The sequence below is a fragment of the Salinicola halophilus genome (assembly GCF_003206155.1).
GTDB lineage: Bacteria > Pseudomonadota > Gammaproteobacteria > Pseudomonadales > Halomonadaceae > Salinicola > Salinicola halophilus.
In genome coordinates, this window is the sequence record NZ_PZJV01000001.1 from 1,325,564 (window position 1) to 1,344,980 (window position 19,417).

General features: G+C 63.5%; 14 protein-coding genes. 7 read left to right on the forward strand and 7 right to left on the reverse strand.

What is annotated here, in order from left to right; genetic code table 11:
• Positions 1–63 precede the first annotated feature (63 nt).
• From DOM33_RS06015 to DOM33_RS06030, 4 genes are all read right to left on the reverse strand, one after another.
• Positions 64–3,528 (reverse strand): alginate lyase family protein, encoded by a 3,465-nt coding sequence (locus DOM33_RS06015; RefSeq protein ID WP_110666724.1) that lies wholly within the window; start codon positions 3,526–3,528, stop codon positions 64–66.
• The gene (locus tag DOM33_RS06020; protein ID WP_162617912.1) at positions 3,525–5,051 is read right to left on the reverse strand and encodes a hypothetical protein; all 1,527 of its coding nucleotides are present in this window, start codon (positions 5,049–5,051) and stop codon (positions 3,525–3,527) included. The genes DOM33_RS06015 and DOM33_RS06020 overlap by 4 nt, the downstream gene beginning before the upstream one ends.
• Before the next feature lie 122 nt (positions 5,052–5,173).
• Positions 5,174–7,237: an alginate lyase family protein gene (locus DOM33_RS06025; protein WP_110666728.1), complete on the reverse strand. Its 2,064-nt coding sequence runs from the start codon at positions 7,235–7,237 to the stop codon at positions 5,174–5,176.
• Positions 7,238–7,277: 40 nt separating this feature from the next.
• Positions 7,278–8,189: a glycosyltransferase family 2 protein gene (locus DOM33_RS06030; protein WP_110666730.1), complete on the reverse strand. Its 912-nt coding sequence runs from the start codon at positions 8,187–8,189 to the stop codon at positions 7,278–7,280.
• A gap of 94 nt (positions 8,190–8,283) precedes the next feature.
• On the opposite strand from DOM33_RS06030, the gene DOM33_RS06035 reads away from it, so the two are divergent.
• The gene (locus DOM33_RS06035; RefSeq protein ID WP_110666732.1) at positions 8,284–9,678 is read left to right on the forward strand and encodes an O-antigen ligase family protein; all 1,395 of its coding nucleotides are present in this window, start codon (positions 8,284–8,286) and stop codon (positions 9,676–9,678) included.
• On the opposite strand, the gene DOM33_RS06040 is transcribed toward DOM33_RS06035, so the two are convergent.
• Entirely contained in the window at positions 9,675–10,442 is a 768-nt protein-coding gene (locus tag DOM33_RS06040) for an SDR family oxidoreductase (RefSeq protein WP_110666734.1), read from the reverse strand. The genes DOM33_RS06035 and DOM33_RS06040 overlap by 4 nt on opposite strands.
• Positions 10,443–10,626: 184 nt before the next feature.
• Between DOM33_RS06040 and DOM33_RS06045 the strand changes: the two genes are divergently transcribed.
• The 3 genes from DOM33_RS06045 (at position 10,627) to DOM33_RS06055 (ending at position 12,686) form a co-directional block, all read left to right on the forward strand.
• Positions 10,627–11,529, forward strand: coding sequence for a LysR family transcriptional regulator (locus DOM33_RS06045; protein ID WP_110666736.1), 903 nt, complete (start codon positions 10,627–10,629; stop codon positions 11,527–11,529).
• A gap of 120 nt (positions 11,530–11,649) precedes the next feature.
• Complete coding sequence (locus DOM33_RS06050; RefSeq protein ID WP_110666738.1) at positions 11,650–12,231, forward strand: biotin transporter BioY; 582 nt, start codon at positions 11,650–11,652, stop codon at positions 12,229–12,231.
• Complete coding sequence (locus tag DOM33_RS06055) at positions 12,228–12,686, forward strand: DUF1284 domain-containing protein (protein ID WP_110666740.1); 459 nt, start codon at positions 12,228–12,230, stop codon at positions 12,684–12,686. Before DOM33_RS06050 ends, DOM33_RS06055 begins: the two co-directional genes overlap by 4 nt.
• Positions 12,687–12,693: 7 nt before the next feature.
• On the opposite strand, the gene DOM33_RS06060 is transcribed toward DOM33_RS06055, so the two are convergent.
• Positions 12,694–14,790, reverse strand: coding sequence for a mechanosensitive ion channel domain-containing protein (locus DOM33_RS06060; RefSeq protein WP_338053830.1), 2,097 nt, complete (start codon positions 14,788–14,790; stop codon positions 12,694–12,696).
• A gap of 188 nt (positions 14,791–14,978) precedes the next feature.
• Complete coding sequence (locus tag DOM33_RS16430; protein ID WP_338053831.1) at positions 14,979–15,437, reverse strand: DUF2256 domain-containing protein; 459 nt, start codon at positions 15,435–15,437, stop codon at positions 14,979–14,981.
• 171 nt (positions 15,438–15,608) lie between these two features.
• On the opposite strand from DOM33_RS16430, the gene DOM33_RS06070 reads away from it, so the two are divergent.
• The 3 genes from DOM33_RS06070 (at position 15,609) to DOM33_RS06080 (ending at position 19,377) form a co-directional block, all read left to right on the forward strand.
• The gene (locus DOM33_RS06070; RefSeq protein ID WP_110666746.1) at positions 15,609–16,037 is read left to right on the forward strand and encodes a DUF2231 domain-containing protein; all 429 of its coding nucleotides are present in this window, start codon (positions 15,609–15,611) and stop codon (positions 16,035–16,037) included.
• The gene (locus DOM33_RS06075; protein WP_110666748.1) at positions 16,034–17,566 is read left to right on the forward strand and encodes a PQQ-dependent sugar dehydrogenase; all 1,533 of its coding nucleotides are present in this window, start codon (positions 16,034–16,036) and stop codon (positions 17,564–17,566) included. Before DOM33_RS06070 ends, DOM33_RS06075 begins: the two co-directional genes overlap by 4 nt.
• A gap of 221 nt (positions 17,567–17,787) precedes the next feature.
• Positions 17,788–19,377: a DUF2252 domain-containing protein gene (locus DOM33_RS06080; protein ID WP_110666749.1), complete on the forward strand. Its 1,590-nt coding sequence runs from the start codon at positions 17,788–17,790 to the stop codon at positions 19,375–19,377.
• Positions 19,378–19,417: the final 40 nt, after the last annotated feature.

Below are 19,417 nucleotides of genomic sequence, written 5' to 3' on the forward strand. Positions count from 1 at the left end.
TGCTGGGTACGATAGCGATCTCGAACGCCGCTTCGGATCTTCCCAATCGCGCTAGATCAGTCATCAAAACGTCTCTTTTCCAATCTCCGTTCTAGGCGTGGCCTCCTCGAGTCGGATGTCACGAGTGAGTCGACTCGTTAGCTCTTGTCGCTGCTGGTAGAGGTCTTCCAGCGCCTCATTGGAGACGACTCCCTGACGCGACAACTCCTGACGTAAGGTCAATATCTGTCTTTCGATTCGCTTCAGACCGACAGTGATTTTCTCTCCCCAGATCAGCTCGTAGCGATCCTCGAGCTCGGCCCAGCGTTTCAACGACCCTTCGTCAATATTGAATTCTTGCAGAAAAGCCGGAGTCGTCGGAACAGCCGTCGCGTTACGCGAGAGTTCCTCGATTCGCCCGTAGACCGAGGTGTCCGCCAAACGGTGGATCGTGTAGAGCCATCGAGCTTCTTCGCGCTCTAGATAGACCAGCTCGCCTCGTTTTTCGTGGAACCGCTCGGTGACTGTCATATGGTTTTGGAATAGATCGATCCAGTCATGGCGTCTGAAAACAAAAGAGAGACCAATACCCAGCGCGGGATGCTCTATCGGGATGGCTTTTTCCTTGACCGGCAACCAGCGATAACCCGACCGAATAGCGATCGCACCTCGCTGGACGCCCGCTGATATCAATTCTCTGGCGACGCGCTGAACCTGTGCCAGCGAGTTCTCCGTCAGAGCGTCGTCATCGTCTAGCCGGGTCGCGATGATGATGTCGCCTGCCTCGCCCTTGTCCTTGGAAACCGCGTCTCTTGCATCTCTCGACTTATCGATATGCAGATCGAGATAGCGAATTTCAGCATCGGGTAACGCCGATATCCCGGCCCGAACCACTTCTAGGTAGCGGCTAGGCAGTCGACGGTCGACTTGCACTATCAGCTTGAACGACACGTCTTTCTGTTTTCTCAGCGAGGGGAGAGCCACTGCCTCCAGCAAACCCAGTCGGTGCTGCAGCCAGTTTTCATCGAAGACCCCGACACCGAATCGCATGAAGACATAGTGTCGAACGGCGCCTTGAGGATCATTATCCAATCGACCTTTGCGGTTGTCGTCGTTGCGGTCGTGGCCGCTTAGCCGTCCGGCGAGCGTTACATTCCAGTAAGGCATCACACCATCGTGCGGATAGAACAGCGACTTTACCGCCAGCCTCTCTTCTTCCAAATTGGAACATCTCTCGAAGCCGCGGCTTCTGGCCATAAAATAGATGGGATAGAACCGATCTCTGTCGAACTCATCGACCTGAGTGAAAGGCCAGTCAATTTGGGTCAGCGACATCAGCCATTGAACGGCTTGTGATAAAGAGCCGCCCTTTTGGAACGTCGCGTTCCACAGATCTACTCCCCACTTACTAGCCAGCTCGACGAGATGCATCCACCCTTGCAGGTTGTAGCAGCAGTAGTGTGCCGTCGTGGTACGCGTCAGCTCCTCGGGCTGCGAGCCGTCGGGCGCGATCTGGCATGCAATACGCGACTGCGCGCGCAGCAGCGTCTCGTAGAGTACGTCCTGACGCTGCAAGAATGCCGAAACTGCGGCGACTTGAAGGTCGTAATAGGTTCCGTGGTTGTTGCCCGCCTGACACTCCTTCATGCCCTGCGCCGAGGTCAGCAGCCACTCGAGATAGTCGGTCAGCCAGGCGCGAAAGGCTTCGAGGTCGCCGTGGGTCAACGCCGGCGAGGTGATGAGCAGACGAATCGCATCGAGATAGAAGTAGAAATCCTTGAACTCGATGATGCCGGTACTCATCCCCTGATTCTTCTTGTGGCCCAGACGCACCTGCGCGAACTGCAGATGAGGATTCATACGCGTTTCAGGGGTTATGAAGAAAGTCCGCAAACTGCGAATCGCGTGATCCGCGTAGCGGTCATCGCCGGTGAAGCGCCAGGCCAGCGCCAGCGTCAGGCCGTCATCGAACAGGCGCTGAACCCGCGTGCGGTCGTATTTCTCGCTATCGGGTTCGTACATGCGGGTGCCAGGCACGCGTTCGCCATCACGTCGTATGTAGGGAAGTCCATCCGATGTGTCGGGATTGGGCCACCAGTAGGGCGCGGGATGCCAGTAGTCCTGGCGGTCACCGCTGGGTGGCAGCGTCGTTTTGTCGATCACGCTGAAAGGACCGCGCTGTAGCGCTTCCTCGGCCTCGAGCAGCAGATGATCCACGCGGCGCTGCAGCAGTCCATTGTCGCCGGCTACATACTGACGTGCTTCGTCGTCGAGCGTTTCGCGATCGATGACGCCGAAACGCTCGCTGTCGCTCGTCTCCGGACGCTCGCAGCGATCGAGCCACTGCAGTGTGGAGACGATGGCCTCCTGTCGCGCCAGGCCACGCTGTTTGAAACTCGCCTGATTGTCCTTCTCGAGGCTCCCCATACCGGAATAGAGCCTGGCGACCCAGCCGGCAACGCCGAACTGCCCCGCTTCTGACCCCGGCTCGCGACGCGGCTGCTCCCAGGCGTCGTCCTTCCAGCGATCCCACTTGCCGGGAATACCCAGGCGCCAAAACAGCTCGACCTTGGGCCGACGCCCGTAACAGAACGCCTCGTTGAATCGCTCGCCGGCATCCTGGCGAAAAATTAGCTGAGGCTCTTCGACGGCCTCGGGTTCGAAGTGGTCGTCGACGAGGCGCTGATTGTCGAGCACGCGTGTCATGGGTACGGCGTAGTAGGCGAGCCACGGACGTTCGCGCACGTCCTCGACAATGCGCTTCCACGCTCGCGGCGTAAGAAAGCAGTTGCCATCCCATGGCAGTACCCACTTGGCTTCGGTGACCCCCGCCTCGAGCGCACTGTTACGCGCGCCGTTGTTGTTCATAACGTAGTTGTTCTTGAACCGGTAGAGTGCGGTCAGCAGTCGCTGGCGCTGCTCCGGCCCGAGCTTGGCGAACTCAGCGCTGGCCAAGTAACCGGGCGACGGCAGACAATCGAAATCGAGCGGGATCTGGCGATACTCCTCGGCGGAGAACGGGATGTGGATCCACTGCTGATCATGGGCGGCGAGTAGCTCGAGGATCGCTTTCTCCTCGGCGGGATCGGCGATGCGGTTGACCACCCAGCGCTTCTTGCAGCCCTCGAGCTCATTCTCGTTCTCCAGAATGAAGCGGAGGTTATCCCGTGACTGCCCTTTACGATGGCGTGGGTAGAGGTCGTTGCCGATGATTCGATAGAGCACGAAGTCGTCCGGCTGGCGTGCGAGATCGCTAGCCGCGTAATGGGCCTTCAATTGCTCAACCCGCGGTGGCTCACGATCCATCATCGAGATGGCCTCGAAGCGGCGCTCGAACCGACGCGCCGTTTTGGCGAACTCCCTGTCGAGACCCTCGAGCTTTCGCGCCTGCGTGCTGAGTTCCTGCGCCAGCGACGTCGCCGGCTTGCTGCCGGGCTGGCCTGCCCCCTCCAAGCGACTTTCGAGCTGTTCGATGCGCTGGGTGTTTTCCGCCTCTAGCGCTATCCAGACGGCGTCGAGCGCCGAGTGTTTCTTCGAACTCTCACTCATGATGTCGTGACTTCCCTGTCGGGTTCATCGGCGCGGGTCGCGCCCCTCCCCAGCTCGGGGTAACGAAGAGAGAGCATCTCGATCTCCGCTTTAGCGACCAGCCGGTGCCGATGAACGAATTTACTTTTACTGTCCGCTCGACCTTCCGCTTCATAGCGATAGGCCGACCAATGATTCTCACCGTGATTGACGAGATAGAGCGCCATATCGTCGACCCAAGGAGCAAGCTCACGCCCTCTCTGTTCGGCAAGCGACGCGAACTGCTCGTGGAAGCGCTGACGCTCGAAGTAGCTCTCGTCGTCTTCTCCGCGTCTGAGATCGTCGGGTTCGAAGTAGAGCACCGCGCTCGAGCCACACTGGCGCCAGAATGGCACCGTCGCATCGTCACAGCGTGCCGCCCTTCGCTGCTGCATGTCGTAGATGTAGCCGCTCTGGATGAGATAGCCGCGGCGGTTGTCGTCCACGAGCGTGGCCTGAACCAGTGATACGTCGATCAGATCGTCGGCATCGAGCTGCAGGTAGTAGAACCCGGAAGTCGCGAAGGCTCGCAACGCGTCACCGATCGCATTGCGCTTGCGCCGCTTATCGTTACCGAACGTCCCGTCCTCACGAATCGGCGGCGGAAAATCGACGACCACATACTCGATGTCGAGGCCGAAGGTTCGAATCTCGGGCCGCTCGTGGACGGCGATCCAGACGCGAAACGTTTTGCCGCGCTGACGCGATAGGTTTTCCAGGGTTCGTTCGAGGTTGCGGCAGGTCAGTGGCCAGTCATGCGTACACGCTTTCGCTCGCAGACAAATGCCGATATGAAACGCCGGCGCAGGGAACGATTCCGCGCCGCCCGCGCGCAGCTTGTCGAGGCTCGCACCCGCTAGCGCCCAGCCGGCGCGCCGACTCATCGAGGCGTCGACATCGACCAGCGAGCACTCGGCGATTCCCTCGCGCGCCAGCACGGGCAGTAGCATGCCGGCGTAGGCGAAATCGGGCTCCTGCGTTCCTTCCGCCCCCCCGTCGTGACGACGCAGAAAGGCAAAACGAACATCGCGGCCTACGGGATTTTCAAGATCCTGCAGTAGGTCGCGCTCCGCTGAAGCGGGAAGCGCACAGTGCCACGGCCAGGGCATCAGCCACTGCGGCCCGCTATCGGCATGCACGTCGAGTAGCCGCAGCAGACGCGGGTCGGGCACGAAGCGCCCCGACTCGGTCACCGTACAGCGCTCGGCACTCTCTCCAGCCTCGATCCAGCGAGCGCCAGCCTGATCGAGCGCATCGATACAGGCATCATGCAGGGCGTCGCTACCGAATCGCCCGACCACCCAGTGTCTGGGAACCTGCGATGACGTCGCATCACTGGTGAGCACTGCGTTCAGCGTCTCGATAATGCTGTGAGTCTCGACCCCATCGAGCGTGCTTTCATCCAGAATCCGATAGAGGACGACGCGCGCCGACCCGGTGGTCGACGCCGGCTTTGAAGTTGGCGCGGAGGCGGCTCCCTGCGACGCCTCCACACGCATTGACATCCCGCTATCCCGTTGTGAAGCGCGCGGAACGTTGGCCGATTCGGCGGCGGCGGGAGTCGACGTAACCGGCGGCGGATCGGGTTCCCGAACAAAAGTGTCATTCGCTGACGCCCCCGTTCGGGTCAGCGCTTTTTTCCCGAACCGCCCCCGGTCAGCTTGCGAAGCGCGCCGGTGAGGCGCCAGGAGCGGCTACTGAGAATCTTGTCGCTGCGCTCCTTGAAATAGTCCGCTCGCGAGCGCTGGCGATCGGCGGTCTCCTGTAGGCGACCAATCTTGCGCTGATGGCTACGCAGCTCCTGCTTGAGTTTCTTGATCTCTTCGCGAGACTTGGCGTCGTCGGTCGTAACGGTTTTCGGGCGTTCGCGGAAGGCCTTGAGCAGCTTTTCCATCTCGCGCTCATTACTCTTGAGCAACTCGTTCAAGCGCTTCTCGCGCGCTTTGGATTTCTCGCTCTCAGTGCTTTGCTTCTCTTTGAGTTTCTGGTTCTCGTCTTTGAACTTTTGGTTCTCGGACTGCTGCTGCTTGAGTTCGCTGACGAGACGCGCATTCTCATCGGCTAGCGCCCGTTTGGCATCGCTCGTTTCCGCTAGCTGCGTGTCGAACTGCCGCCGCGCGTCGTTGAAGCGAGACTCGAGGGCGGAAAGCTTCTCTTTGTGCTCTTTGACCTTCTGCTGCAGTTCGCGCTGTTTCTCCACGTCACGCGCCTGAACCTGCTGGCGTTCGATAACGTCATGAAGCTCCTTGATCCGCGCTTCTCGAGCCCGCACCAGCTCTTTCTCGAGCCACTCGAGGCGAGCATTCATCTGCTTGTCGTTTTCCATATCGCGCTGCGCTTCCTTTCCCTGCTTCAACGTCTTCAGTTGTTTGTCACGGCTGGCAAGCTCTCGCTCCAGCTCCGAAATTCGGGTCGTCTGGCGTCGGCTTTCCACGTCCCGCGCCTCGAGCATTCGTCGGCGGGCTTCGTTGAGCCGGTTCAACAGCCCGAGCTGGAGTACGAGATCGTCGCCGCCGTCCTGGGTCAGGCTCGAGGCGAGAGATGAAGCGGCATCTTGCGTCGACGACATCTCGGCGCCGCTCTGCACGAGAAGCCGTTGCCCGGCCTCACGACTCTCTTGGGCTTGAGCTTGCTGCAGCAGCCAGTCGTGGGCGCGTTGAAAGCTGCGACCGTCGCCGTCGGTCTGATGCCAGATCGGTACACCCATCGCATCGCCATAGCGTGAGAGTTGTGACATCGCCGCCACGGTGAAGGTGACATAGTCCAGCGGGTTGGCGCGGTCGAGTTCAGCGGGTAGCGAGCCGTCGAGATCGATCTGATCGTGACGACGAACGACGGCAACATCGGTGACGATATAGCGCGCCAGCGCTTCGTCACCCACGAACCAGGCGTACGCCAAGCACTGGAGGTCGTACCAGAGGGCGATGTTGTTGTGTGCACGTCCGGCACCGATGCCTTTGTCCTGCTCGCGAAACCAGCGCAAGAGCGCCCCGAACCACTCCCTGAGCGTCGCCGACAGCGTTGCCGGCAGCGCACTGGCACTTTCGAGCAGGAGCACGGCCTCGGTGACGTAGATGAGATGGCGCGCTTCGATCAGCCCTGGCGATCGTAGATCGCTGTGACCGGGAATCGTCTGAGCATATCGAAAATGCGGCGACTGACGGGTCTCGGTGTCGGCGAACCACGCCTCGAGCTGGGCGACGGCGCGCTCTCGATAGGCATCCTTGCGGGTGAACCAAGTCGCGAGCGATAGCACCTGGAGCGATTCTGCCATATCGATCAAGCGCCGAGCATCGTAGCGCTCGTCGTAGCAGTCCGGATTGACCTCGCCGTCTCGGCGTACGTAAGGCAGCCCATTATCCGAGTCGGGATTGGGCCACCAGTACTTAGCGAGGCTTCGATAGTCGTTGGCCTCGCCCTCTTCTGACACTCCCGTCTTGTCGGTGACGCTCAAGATGGGCTCGGCGAGCACCGCGTCGGCACGCGCTTCCAGGCTACGAACGATAACCACGGCATCGTCGTCTTCCTGACGATAGAGCGCTTCGAGTTCGGCCAGCTGACGGGCGTCCAGCAGTACGGTCGACGGCAGCTTCTCATCGGCCACCGGCTCGGTGAGCTTGCCGCGCCAGCGGTAGCCGCTAGAGAGGCCGCTGCAGAGACTGACAAATAGCGCTTTTTCGATCGCCAGCATGGCGGACTCCTTCCTTGGCAAATCTTGACGTCCCGGCGAATCAGCGTCTCTCCGCCGTTCCGCCTTTGAGAATTCTGACTATCTCCGGCCCTTCCCTGACCCACAGCCGGCACTGCACCAGCACGGCGATGAGCCGATAGCGGCTCGGCTGGTCGCGCCGTCGCCACAGCCGCGAGATGGGCAGTACGGGCGGCGCGAGGGCATAGGCAATTCGCGCCCAGCGTTCGAGTCCTCGGCTACGGCGTAGCTGCGCGCCTCTCACTCGGCGCGCCTTGCGCAGGATCTCCTCGAACGTCCGACGCGCGGGGTGTCGAACCCGGGCGAGCGGCTGATATCGCAAAGAGTAGCCCCGGGCGCTCGCGGTCAGGCAGAACTGGCGATCCCCGCCGGAAAAGGCCGTCGCGTCGAAGCGCCCTACCCGTCGGAAGACTGCCGCCGACACGGCGAGATTGGCGGTCGCCGCAAAGCCCTGGCTTGCGTAATCACGCTGCGGAATGCCTTTGACCAGGTCAAAGATCTCCGCCCAGTTCGGCCGCGGACCGGACGCCGTCATGACGACGTCACCGCTGATCAAGCGACAGTCTCGCTCGCTCGCTTCGACCTCATCGATCGTCTCGGCCAGTACCGCCAGCCAGTCCGCCGCGGGACGGCAATCCGCGTCGGTGAAGACGAACCAGTCGGTCTCGTCGATCCAGAGGTCGATGGCGGCATTACGCGCGGCGTAGGCGCCGGGTGTGGTGCATGTCACGACCTCGACATCGGTGCGCGACGCGACGGACGCTTCGGGGTCGTTGTCGACCAGGACGATCCGAAACCGGTGTCGGGCCAGCGTCTGCGCCTGCAGGCACGCGAGAAGCGACTCGACCATCGTCCACTGCCGATAGACCGGAACGACCACCGTCAGCTGGCGTACGCGACCCGCCGTTTCATCGACATCCGGCGTGCAAGGCATACGGTATCCGGCCAGTTAACGAGCGGGTAACATGGTGCCACATTCCAAGTCCCCCGCCCACCGACGACGAGCGCTTCACGCCCCCTGACGCCCCATGCCCGGACTCCTCACTCCCCCTAGCTGGCAGACCCCCGCGGCGATGCGCCGATGCCATATCATCGGGTTTGCGTCCCTGATCTGCTATCTCGCCACCTGGCTTGCCGGATTCGACTTCTCGAGGAGTTTCGAGCCGCTGCTGATGCTGGTCTACCTCATTGCGATATCGGTGCGGCCCCTGCACGGGCGCGGTTTCATCGACCCCCTCTGGCTGTTGCTGCTGGTATGGCTGCTGATTCAGCTCGTCACGCTGCCTCCGGCGATGGCGCTGTTTCCCGACTACGCCGACGAGCAGATCAAGGACATGCGCGGGCTGACCAAGGTCTTTCTGATTCTGCCGATTGCCTGGGTACTGGCGGGCTCCACCCGCCTGGTACTGCTGGCACTCTCGACGCTGATCGTGGGGACGATGGCGGGCTCGTTGATTCACGGCGAGTCCCCGACGATGCTGGCGACGCTGCTCGCGGCGGGCGAGCGCCCGACGCTCGGGTTTCAGAATTGGCAGCACGCCGGCGTCTGCGCGGGCGTGACACTGATCGCGACCGCCTGTTTCGCCCCGCGTCTGATACGCGATAGCGCACAGCGTCCAACGGCCCAGAGAGTGGCCCTCAGAGTGGCGTTTTCGCTGGTCGCCGCATGGTCGCTGATGGCCTGGACGGTGAGCATGACGCGCTCGGCCTGGCTCGGCATCGCGGTCGTTTCACTGGTGGCGGTGATCGGGGCGGCGATCGTCTGGCGACGCGGCTACGCCTTTCGGACTCTGCGCGTCCGCCACGTGCTGCTGGCGCTCGCCGCAACCCTCAGCGTCGCGCTACTGATGGGCATCACTTACGGCGACCCGATCATCGATCGCATCACTGCCGAGCAGGGTACCGTCGCTGCGGTGCTGCGCGGCGATCTGAGCGCGGTGCCCAGTACCAGCATCGGTTTTCGTATCCACGCCTGGCACTACGCGCTGCAGCTACTCGAACAGAAGCCCTGGTTCGGCTGGGGACCGAAGAGCCATATCCCGCTGCTGCTGCAGAGCACCAACCCGGTGGAGAACACCACGCTCGGCGCGGTAGTGGAACGCAGCAACCTGCGGCATTTCCACAGCAGCTACGTCACGCTGCTCGTCGGCAACGGCGTGATCGGCGCCCTCGTGTACCTCGCGACCATCGCAACCGTTGCCAAGGCCGCCTGGGGAAGCTGGCGCCGCGGCAGGATGCCTACCGACGTCGCCATCTTTCTCTGCCTGTTCTTCGTGTTCTGGGCGGTGGTCAACGCCTTCGAAAGCTACATCGCCTATGCGACCGGCATCTACTTCGTCGGGGCGGTCGGCGCCGTCGCCTATACCTACCGAATGCGCGAGCGGCTGGATCGGCAGAGGGTCGCTCGCACCGAGTCCGCCTAGACCATGCCGCCGTTGGCACGCAGGATCTGACCGTTGATCCAGGCGCCCTGCGGGCCGGCGAGGAACGCGACCGCGCCGGCGATCTCCTCGGGCTTGCCGAGACGCTCGAGCGGCGACATCGCCGCGATCTTCTGCACCGTCTCTTCGCTCTTGCCATTGAAGAACAGCTCGGTCGCCACCGGACCCGGCGCTACCGCATTGACCGTGATCTCGCAGCCGCGCAGCTCGTTGGCGAGTACCCGCACCAGCCCCTCGACCCCCGCCTTGCTGGCGATGTAGGCCCCGTAGCCCGGGAACGACTTGCCGATGACCGACGAGGTGAGCGCGATGATGCGTCCGCCCGCGGTCAGCGTTTCCGCCGCCTTGGCCAGGACCAGCCAGCTGCCGCGCAGGTTGGTGGCGAGCGTTCGGTCGAGCACCTCGACGTTGTCGGTCGTCATCTCGGCCATCTGCATCATGCCGGCGCTGTTGACGACGACGTCGAGTCGGCCAAAGCGCTCGAATGTGCACGCGAATAACCGCGCTACCGCCTCGGCATCGGCGATATCGGCCTGAATCGCCTCCGCGCATCCCCCACTGGCCTCGATCGCTTCCACCGTTTCCTTTGCCGCCGATTCGTTGCCGGCGTAGTTGATCACCACGGCGAATCCCTGATCGGAAAGCATCTGTGCGATAGCGCGGCCGATACCGCGCGAACCGCCGGTGATCAGCGCTACTTGGCGTTCGTCGTTTGCCGGCTCTGATGGTCGTGTCGATGACGTCATGAGTCAGTGCCTCATTGGATTGGGTTTGTAAGGAGCGAGAGCAGTATCCGCCGCAACGACCCCGGGATAAATCGAATAGACTGACAACATCATTCAGACTCTTGAACAATCTCGCGGGCGGCACGTTCGGCCAGTGACCCGGCGCGATTCGCGCCCCCGCATTCGCCTCACGCGAGCAGTGCCTATGGACCGATTCGATGCCATGACGCTCTTCACGCGGATCGTGGAGAGCGGCAGTTTCACTCGCGCCGCCAATGCGCTCGACATCCCCCGCGCCAGCGCCACCCTGGCCATCCAGCAGCTGGAGGCGCGGCTTGCCATCAGACTGCTGGAGCGAACGACGCGCACGGTTCGGCCTACACCCGAGGGCGAGACTTACTACGCTCGCTGCCTCGAGCTCCTCGCCGAACTCGAAGATACCGAAGCGATGCTCTCGCCCGTGGCGGACGACCCTCGCGGCACGGTGCGCGTAGAGCTGCACGGCACCCACGCCACGCGCATCGTGCTGCCCCGCCTGGCCGAGTTCCGTGCCCGCTACCCGCGGCTGGAGGTCGTCGTCACCACCGGCGACCGCCGTGTCGACCTCGTCGCCGAGGGCGTCGACTGCGCCGTGCGCAGCGGCACGTCCGAAGACTCGAGTCTCGTCGCCCGCTACCTGACCACGCTCGAGCAGGTGATCTGCGCCAGCCCCGGCTACCTGGATCGGATGGGCGTTCCGCAGACACCGACGGCGCTGGCCGAGCATGACGTGGTTCGCTTCGTGTCGGGTCACGGCGCCCCGGACGGCACCCTGGATCTGATTATCGACGGCCAACTGTGCCGCTTTGCCAGCGGTGGCTGGCTCACCGTCAACGATGCCGAGAGCTATATGGCCGCCGCGATCGAGGGGCATGGCCTGATACAGCTGCCACGCCTGCGCCTGGAAGACGAGCTCGCCGCTGGCCGCCTGGTGGAGGTGCTCGCCGACTGGCAGAAACCCGCGCTGCCGATCCACATCGTCTACCCCCAGCGACGCCTGCTCGCCCCCCGGGTTCGCGTCTTCATCGACTGGCTGCAGACGATCTACGCCGACCGTTTCGGCGCGTAATCGCTCGCGCGGAGATCGTTCGTCCGCGCAAGGGGCTGGCTTTGCGCGATTGAATCGCCGTCGACGAACGCGCTACAGTCGCGCAGTCAACTTTTAAAAAGCAGAAAGGATAACTGATTGATGGCGATGCTCTCTTCACTCGCGATGCCCCACGCCCAGGGCCTGACGTCTCGATCGCGCACCTGGCAGCTCGGCGCTATCGTCGCGGGCACGCTGGCCTTGACGCTTTCGTCCTATGCTCAGATTCCCATGGTGCCGGTACCGGTCACGCTACAGATGCTGGCGGTGACGCTCATCGGGGCGCTCTACGGCTGGCGCCTGGGCGCACTGACGGTCATGGCCTGGCTGGGCGAAGCGGCAGTCGGGCTGCCGGTACTGGCCGGGGGTGCCAGCGGCTGGAGCGCCTTCATGAGCCCCAGCGCTGGCTATCTCTTGGCCTTTCCGCTCTGTGCGGCACTCTGCGGCTGGCTCGCCGAACGCGGCTGGGATGGCCATCGTCCCTGGTTCGCCGGCATCAGCCTGCTGGCTGCCAACCTGCTCTGCCTGCTGATCGGGACGGCCTGGCTAATGCCACTGGTGGGGATCGAATCGGCGATCGCGGTGGGGACAGTGCCGTTTCTGGTCGGAGCATTGCTCAAGTCCGCGCTCGGCGCCGTCACGCTCCGGCTGCTGGCGCAGACCCAGGCGCGCGGCCGCCGATGAGCGTGGCGCTACGCGCGCATCATCTGCTCTGCGTGCTCACCTACGTCGGCCGGGGTTACAGCGAAGCGTTCGTTGCCAACTACGACGCCCTGGCGCGGCGGATCATCGCCGGCGAGCCGATACGACTGGTCGCGGGGCCGGACGATATTTGCGCCCCGCTACTCGCCCCCACCGCCAGCGCGCCGGCCCACTGCCGGCAACCGAGCGTGGTCGAGCGCGATGCGGCGGCCCGCCACGAGGTCGCCGCGCTGCTCGGGCGAGCGCTTGCCGTGGGTGACACGTTCACGCTGGACGCCGACACGCTCTCCCGTCTTCGCGACGGGTTCCGCGCCAACGAGATCCGCACTGCCTGCGTCGACTGTCAGTGGAGTGAACTCTGCACATCAGTCGCTGACGGCGGTTATCGGGACGTTCGCATCGTCGCCGCCCCGACTGCCGAATCGTCTGCGACGTGACTGACGGCTAGCGCCTACCCTCTTCATCCTCATCCGAGGTTTTATCATCCTCAGCGCCGCGGCGACGTCGGCGCTGAGTCTCGTCGGTTCCACGCCCGTCAGCGTCTCGCCCGTCGGAATCTGGCTCCTCCGCGTCAGGCTCATCCGCGTCAGGCTCGTCGGTTTCGTGAGCGTACCGCCGCGACGGGGCGATATCCTGGCCGTTGTCGGCGTCGTTATCGTCCCAGTCGGGTGCCTTTTGGGTCGAGTCACGCCGGCCGGTGGAGGCGTCCCGTCGGCGCTCGGCGTCGTCGGTCGGACCGGGCTCCTGCTCGCCTTCGGTCTCCTCGGCGTTGTCGTAACCGCTCTGGTTGGCGTTGCTCGACGCCCCGTCTTCGTTATCGTGACGGAACGCCTGTTCGCCGTGCTCGCGGTTCTGCGTCCCGGTCTCCTCCGGCGCCGATGTATTCGACGCCAGCTGATTTTCCCCCCGGGTGATGTCCTCCTGGCTGATGACCATGACATCGCGCGGCCACCAGTCGGGATGGCTGTCGCGCACGAACGCCATCAGCTTCTCCAGCACGTTCATCTGCGCCGCCCACCCCGACAGCGGGTCCGAGGTCATCAGATAACAGGTGATCGTCTGCGAGGTACCGTTCTGCGCGGTGACGTAGCAAAGCAGCTTGTGATGCTCGATGACGCTCTCTTCTTCCTTGGCGTAGGCGAAGAAGCGCTCGCGGATCACCGCGACGTCGGCGTTCAAGTGAAGCGAGAGCTCCAGGTTGCGATACTCCTTGACGTTTTTGGAGGAGAGATTCTCGAACGGTTTGGAGGCGAAATACATGACCGGCACGATGATGCGGCGCTCGTTCCAGACGCGCAGACGGATGAAGGTGTAGAAGATGCCCTCGACGTAGCACCACTGCCCTTCGAACATCACCAGATCGCCGATGCGGATGGGCTTGGCGAGCGACAGCTGAAACGAGGAAATGATATTGCCCAGCACCGCCTGCCCGGCGACACCGACCAGTACCGCCAGCACGCTCGCGGAGGCGAGAATCGACAGCCCCAGCGTCTCGAACAGCTGAACCTGACCCAGTACGTAAACCGAGACGACAGCAACCGTGATCAGAATGATGACCCGGCGCAGCGCGTAGAGCGACGTGAGAAGCCGGCGATCGTCCTTGAGCTTGAGATCGTCGATCTGGCCCATCAGCCGACGCATCATTTTCAGCATGACGGTATCCACCACCCGCAGGGCGATGGTGCCGACACCCCAGGCCAGTACTCCCATCAGGATCACGCGTAGGGTCGTGGTCGCCGCCGCCGAGAACGACACCACGTAGTCGAGCAGCGTCTGCGTCGTCATCGACATCGCGATCAGCGCCAGGGGCGTGCGTATCTGGCCGGTGAAGATGCTGCTCGAGCCGGACGGCAGCAGCCGTGCCAGCAGCCCCATCAGGCTGTAGACCGCCCAGCCGATCAGGCCGACGAAACAGAGCACGATCGGCAGGGCGATCCACTCCCAGATGCGCAGCATGCCGAAGGTGTTCTTGAAGCGATCGGGGATGTAGTTCTCGAACGCCGAGGGGCCGTACTCGGTGTAGAGCATCGGAATGGGCGACACACTGGCCGGCATGATCAACCACACCGGCTCCTCGTCGTTCACCCGGTAACGGCCGAGACGAATGTCATAGGCGTCTTTGCCGACGCTGAGCGAGGCGAGTTCGATGTTGCGCCGGGCGGTGCTGGTCTGCGTATTCTGTTTGGTTACCGTCTCGGTGGCACCATCGGGCCGTCCGGAGAGGCTGCGCGAGGTCAGCCACTCGCCGCGCCGGAGTACCTCGGAGAGTTTGCGCGCAAGCTCCGCACCGCGCTCGCGCTGCTTCGCCGGAGAGAGATCGGAAAGGTTGAGAACGTGGGCCGCGTCGGGATAGTTACCGGCTTGGGTGAGGTCGAGAAAGCTGCGAATCGCTTCGCGGGGCGTGCGCAGATTGACCGTGCTGGGCACCTCGCCAAGCCCCTGATTGATGGCATCGGTAGCGTACCAGCTGCCCTCGTCCTCCTCTCTGACCTGCGCCTGCAGCGAGGTGCTCGCCAGCATGACGACAATGACGACGAGCATGGCTACCCACCACGCCCGCCCTGAATCGTTAGTGTTCATAATCTCTTATCGTGTCCTTGGGCCTTCTGATGATGCCCTGGCGGATCGTGGCCGATCCGGTCGGTGCTTCGCACGCGCCAGCGTGCGCTCGCTGGCGCGCAAGCCGTCGCTGCTGGCGCGCGGGCCGGGAGCTTAACCGTCCGCGTCGTTCAACGATTCAACCCATGTGTAGAAAACCCTCGACGTCGCCTCTTATCCCCGCTCACGACGCCTACGACCGAGCGCTGCCGGCAGCGCTCGGAGCAGTAGACCACACGCTCCCAGTCCCGCGCCCATTTCTTGCGCCAGGCGAAAGGCCGCTCGCAGACGGGACATAGCTTGGTCGGAAGGTCGGGTTTGCGATGCGCCACGGATCGCTCCTGGAAGAGGTGAAGTCCGGCGATCGGCCATGGACCGATCGGTGAATGTCCGGGTCGACGGATGATTCGATCGATGGCCGGCGTCTTGTCGATCCGGCCGGATCGATAATAGGGTAGCGCTGAGACGTACCGGTGCGTTCCTGTCAGTCGTTTCCCCTCGCTGGGACCTCGGGCATGGCTGCGAGTTCGACCGCGAAAGCCGCGTTCGGAGAGAAAACCCCTGTAATGACAGAGGTAAACCTCTGGCACTCAACTAAACTTAGCGTGTAGAACGTAGGGCTCGGTCCCGTTGCGCGAGGCGCCCCCCAGGGTACCTCCAAGGTCGGCCGAGACGATAATCGCCATCCAGGCAGTAATCGAAGGCGGCGGAGAATGACGCCTTCTCTCATTTCTTCAATGGATCAGCCTAAGGAGTTCGTCGTGAACGCGACTGCCGAACGACCGTATCGAAGCGGGCCGAATCCGCTCCATGGCATGCTGCTCGCCGGTGCCTTTCCGCTCTTTCTGGGGGCGGCGCTGAGCGACTACGCCTACTCCACGAGTTACAACATTCAGTGGCAGACCTTCTCCTCCTGGCTGATCGCCGGCGGCCTGGTGTTCAGCGGACTCGCGCTGATCTGTGCCCTGATCGGGATCTTTCGGCCCGCAGCCAGCCGAGGGCTGTCGATAGCCTACTTCGTGCTGCTGCTGGTGACCTGGATACTCGGGTTCATCGACGCGCTGATCCACGCTCGCGACGCCTGGGCCATGATGCCCTCGGGGATGGTGCTGTCGATCGTCGTCACCGTTCTGTCGTTCGCTGCCATCTGGATCGGATTCACCAGCCGCAAGACCGGAGGTCATTCATGAAGCCTGTTCACATGCGCTACGTCGCCCCGCTTTCGATTCTCCTGCTAGCCGGCGGTGTCCACGCTCAGGACAACGAAGTCCAGTACGGTGCCAATCCGGACCTGCCCGAGCCGCAGCGCGGCCTGCTCCCCAACATGGGCGTGCCGGTCCAGGAGCCCTGGAACGACGAACTCCCCACCGTGCCGGATGGCTACAGCATCAGCGCCATTGCCACCGACCTCCAGATTCCGCGGCAGACGCTGATGCTGCCCAACGGCGACATCCTGGTAGCGGAAGGCAGCGGCGGCCACGCCCCCAAGCTCAAGCCCAAGGATTTCGTTGCCGGTGTGATCAAGGCCAAAGGCAAGACGTCGGTCAAGGGTGGCAATCGACTGTCGCTGCTTCGAGACGCTGACGGCGACGGCACCTATGAAGAGCAGACCGTGTTCGCTGAAGGTCTCGATGCCCCCTACGGTCTCGCGCTGATCGACAACGACCTCTATGTCGCCAACCAGGGGTCGCTCGTCCGCTTCGACTATCAGGAAGGCCAGACAGAGGCCAGCGGCGAACCGGAACTGGTGGTGGAGCTGCCCTCGCGTATCAACCACCACTGGACCAAGGCGATGACGGCCAGTGCGGACGGCGAGCACCTCTACGTCGGCATCGGGTCCAACAGCAACATCACCGAGCGGGGCATGGAAGCGGAAGTCGATCGCGCCGAAATCTGGGAGATCGACCCCGATACCGGTGCGCACCGCGCCTATGCCACCGGCGTGCGTAACCCCACCGCGCTGACCATCCAGCCGGACAGCGACGAACTCTGGGCCGTCGTCAACGAGCGTGACGAGCTCGGCCCCCACCTGGTGCCGGACTACCTCACCTCCATCGAGGACGGTGACTTCTACGGCTGGCCCTACAGCTACTGGGGGCAACACGTCGATCCCCGAGTGAAGCCCGAGAATCCGGCGCTGGTCGAGTCGGCGATCTCGCCGGACTATAGTCTCGGCTCGCACCGCGCTCCGCTGGGCATCGCCTTCTCCAACGACGCCGTGGGCGGCGAGTTCACCGACGGCGTTTTCGTCGGCGAGCACGGCAGCTGGAACCGCGCCGATCCGGTGGGCTACAAGGTCGTCTTCGTACCGTTCGAGAACGGCGAGCCCGCGGGCGACCCGGTCGACTTCGTCTCCGGCTTTCTCACCAGCGACGACACCACGCGTGGCCGGCCGGTGGGTGTCACAGTCGCGCCCGACGGCTCGGTGATCATCGCCGACGACCTGACCAACGCCATCTGGCGCGTCACTCGCGACGATGCCGGCAACGAGCCCGCCAGCGCCACGACCGGCGACGATGCGGATAGCGCCACGACCGGTGACGATGCTGCGGGTAACGACGTCTCCATCGATGCCGATGACAGTGCGGCGTCGGACGTCGATACCGATACCGACACCGATGCCGACAGCCAGGAAGCGACTTCGGCCGCTGACGGCGACAGTTCGGCGGAAGCCGACGCGATGGAGACGGACGACGAGAGCACTTCGACGTCCAACTGATCGCATCGGCCGTCCAACGGATCGCACCGCAGGACTGATCGCCCTTCGCAGGGCGTGAGACGACGACACCCCGGGGCCTGGCCTCGGGGTGTTTTTTCGTCATGCCCTCGCCCTTTCCCGTTCCGGGTCGCGAGTCATGGGCGCCCCGCTCGCATTTGAGCCATCCTGATCTTCACGGGCGCTGTGATAACGACCGCCGATGAGACACGCACGGGGTAACCATGACACGAGAAACCGAACCCACCCGTAAGACGCTTTACGCCGAAGCCCAGCAGCGCGAGATTCCCGGCCGCGCCTCGATGACCAAGGCCGAACTCGCCGAGGCGCTGGCAAAACCGGCGTCGCAGGCATCGACACCAGAGCCCCCCGCGCCAGAAACCCCGGCGCCGGAGATCGCCTCGCGCTACGCGACCTTCAAGCGCCTGGCCGAGGCGGTGGCCAGCGGCGAGTTCGTGCTGCGCCCGCGGGCGCTGTCCGGATACGAGCGCCGCCGCCATCTGCGTCAGACCCTGCGCGAGGATCACCAGACGCGCATCGCCGAGGGCTGCGAGGAGGCCAGCGACAAGTTCGATAAGCTCGCCGGCTCGATGTTCTCCTTCTTCCGCGGCACGGCGCTGCTGTTCTATCGCGACATGGCCGGCGACGACGCCTGGATGCCCACCGTGCTCGCGCTCGGCGACGTCCACCCCGAAAACTTCGGCGTCATGCCCAATGCCGACAACGTGCCGATCTTCTCGGTCAACGATTTCGACGAGGCCTACTACGCCCCCTTTACCTGGGACATCAAGCGCGGCGCCACCGGCTTCATGATCGCCGCCGAGACCGAGGGCAAGCTCGAACGCAAGCAGCAGGCCAAGGTCGTGCGTCACTTCGTGAAAGGCTATGTCGAGGAGATGCAGCGGCTATCGCGGGAAGGCACCGAGCGCGACGAGGAGATGCGTCACGACAATGCGCCCAAGCTCATTCGCAAGCTGTTCGAAGACGCCGACGAAGCCCGCGACGAATGGCTGATGGACGACTACCTCGACGAGACCCGCAGCGGTTTTCGACCGACGAAGAAGCTGGTGCCGATCTCCTCGCGGCGAGAGGCGTTCCAGCGGCTCACCGACCGGCTGGTCGAAGAGAACGCCATCGAGGTGCCGCACCGTGCCCTTGGGGCCGCGGCCACCATGGGTAAAAAGTCAGCTCCGGGTAAAAAGAAAGCTCAGAGCGGAAAACCCGCCATGCGGGTGAAGGACGTGGCCATCCGGCTCGGTCAGGGGACCGCCTCGCTCGGCCTCGACCGCTACTACGTGCTGATCGAAGGCCCCGAAGGCGATGGCACCGACGATCTGATCATCGAGTACAAGCAGGCGCGGCGCTCCGCCCTCTCCGGGCTGGTACCGCCCACCGGCTATGAGGTCGACACCCTCGCCGAGCGGGTCAGTCACGCCCAGGCCGTGCATCTGGTTCGCGGTGACGTCTTCTACGGTCACGTCGAATTCGAAGGTAAAAGCTATCTCTCGCGAGAGCGCGCGCCCTTCCGCGACGACATCGATCTCGACGAGCTCTCCAAGAGCGAATGGAAGCAGTACGCCCGCCTCTGCGGTCGGGTGCTTGCCACCGTGCACGCCCTCTCCGACGAACTCGGCAAGATCGACTACGACATCGAGCCCGCCATCGTCGACGCCATCGGTCCGCCCAAGCTCTTCGCGGCGGACATGGTGGACTTCGCCACCGAAGCCGCCGACCGCGTGCGCCGCGATCACGCGCTGTTCTGCGAAGACCACGCCCGCGGCGCGTTCGAACATCTGGACTGGGTGCATCGATAGAACCGGGCATCAGGCGCTCCCGATGGCGGAGCGCCCATGG

Bases quoted from the DNA above. Each gene is read 5' to 3' on its own strand.
- DOM33_RS06015 (WP_110666724.1), bottom strand. From the start codon at position 3,528: ATGAGTGAGAGTTCGAAGAAACACTCGGCGCTCGACGCCGTCTGGATA.
- DOM33_RS06020 (WP_162617912.1), bottom strand. From the start codon at position 5,051: ATGTCAATGCGTGTGGAGGCGTCGCAGGGAGCCGCCTCCGCGCCAACT.
- DOM33_RS06025 (WP_110666728.1), bottom strand. From the start codon at position 7,237: ATGCTGGCGATCGAAAAAGCGCTATTTGTCAGTCTCTGCAGCGGCCTC.
- DOM33_RS06030 (WP_110666730.1), bottom strand. From the start codon at position 8,189: ATGCCTTGCACGCCGGATGTCGATGAAACGGCGGGTCGCGTACGCCAG.
- DOM33_RS06035 (WP_110666732.1), top strand. From the start codon at position 8,284: ATGCCCGGACTCCTCACTCCCCCTAGCTGGCAGACCCCCGCGGCGATG.
- DOM33_RS06040 (WP_110666734.1), bottom strand. From the start codon at position 10,442: ATGACGTCATCGACACGACCATCAGAGCCGGCAAACGACGAACGCCAA.
- DOM33_RS06045 (WP_110666736.1), top strand. From the start codon at position 10,627: ATGGACCGATTCGATGCCATGACGCTCTTCACGCGGATCGTGGAGAGC.
- DOM33_RS06050 (WP_110666738.1), top strand. From the start codon at position 11,650: ATGGCGATGCTCTCTTCACTCGCGATGCCCCACGCCCAGGGCCTGACG.
- DOM33_RS06055 (WP_110666740.1), top strand. From the start codon at position 12,228: ATGAGCGTGGCGCTACGCGCGCATCATCTGCTCTGCGTGCTCACCTAC.
- DOM33_RS06060 (WP_338053830.1), bottom strand. From the start codon at position 14,790: ATGCTCGTCGTCATTGTCGTCATGCTGGCGAGCACCTCGCTGCAGGCG.
- DOM33_RS06075 (WP_110666748.1), top strand. From the start codon at position 16,034: ATGAAGCCTGTTCACATGCGCTACGTCGCCCCGCTTTCGATTCTCCTG.
- DOM33_RS06080 (WP_110666749.1), top strand. From the start codon at position 17,788: ATGACACGAGAAACCGAACCCACCCGTAAGACGCTTTACGCCGAAGCC.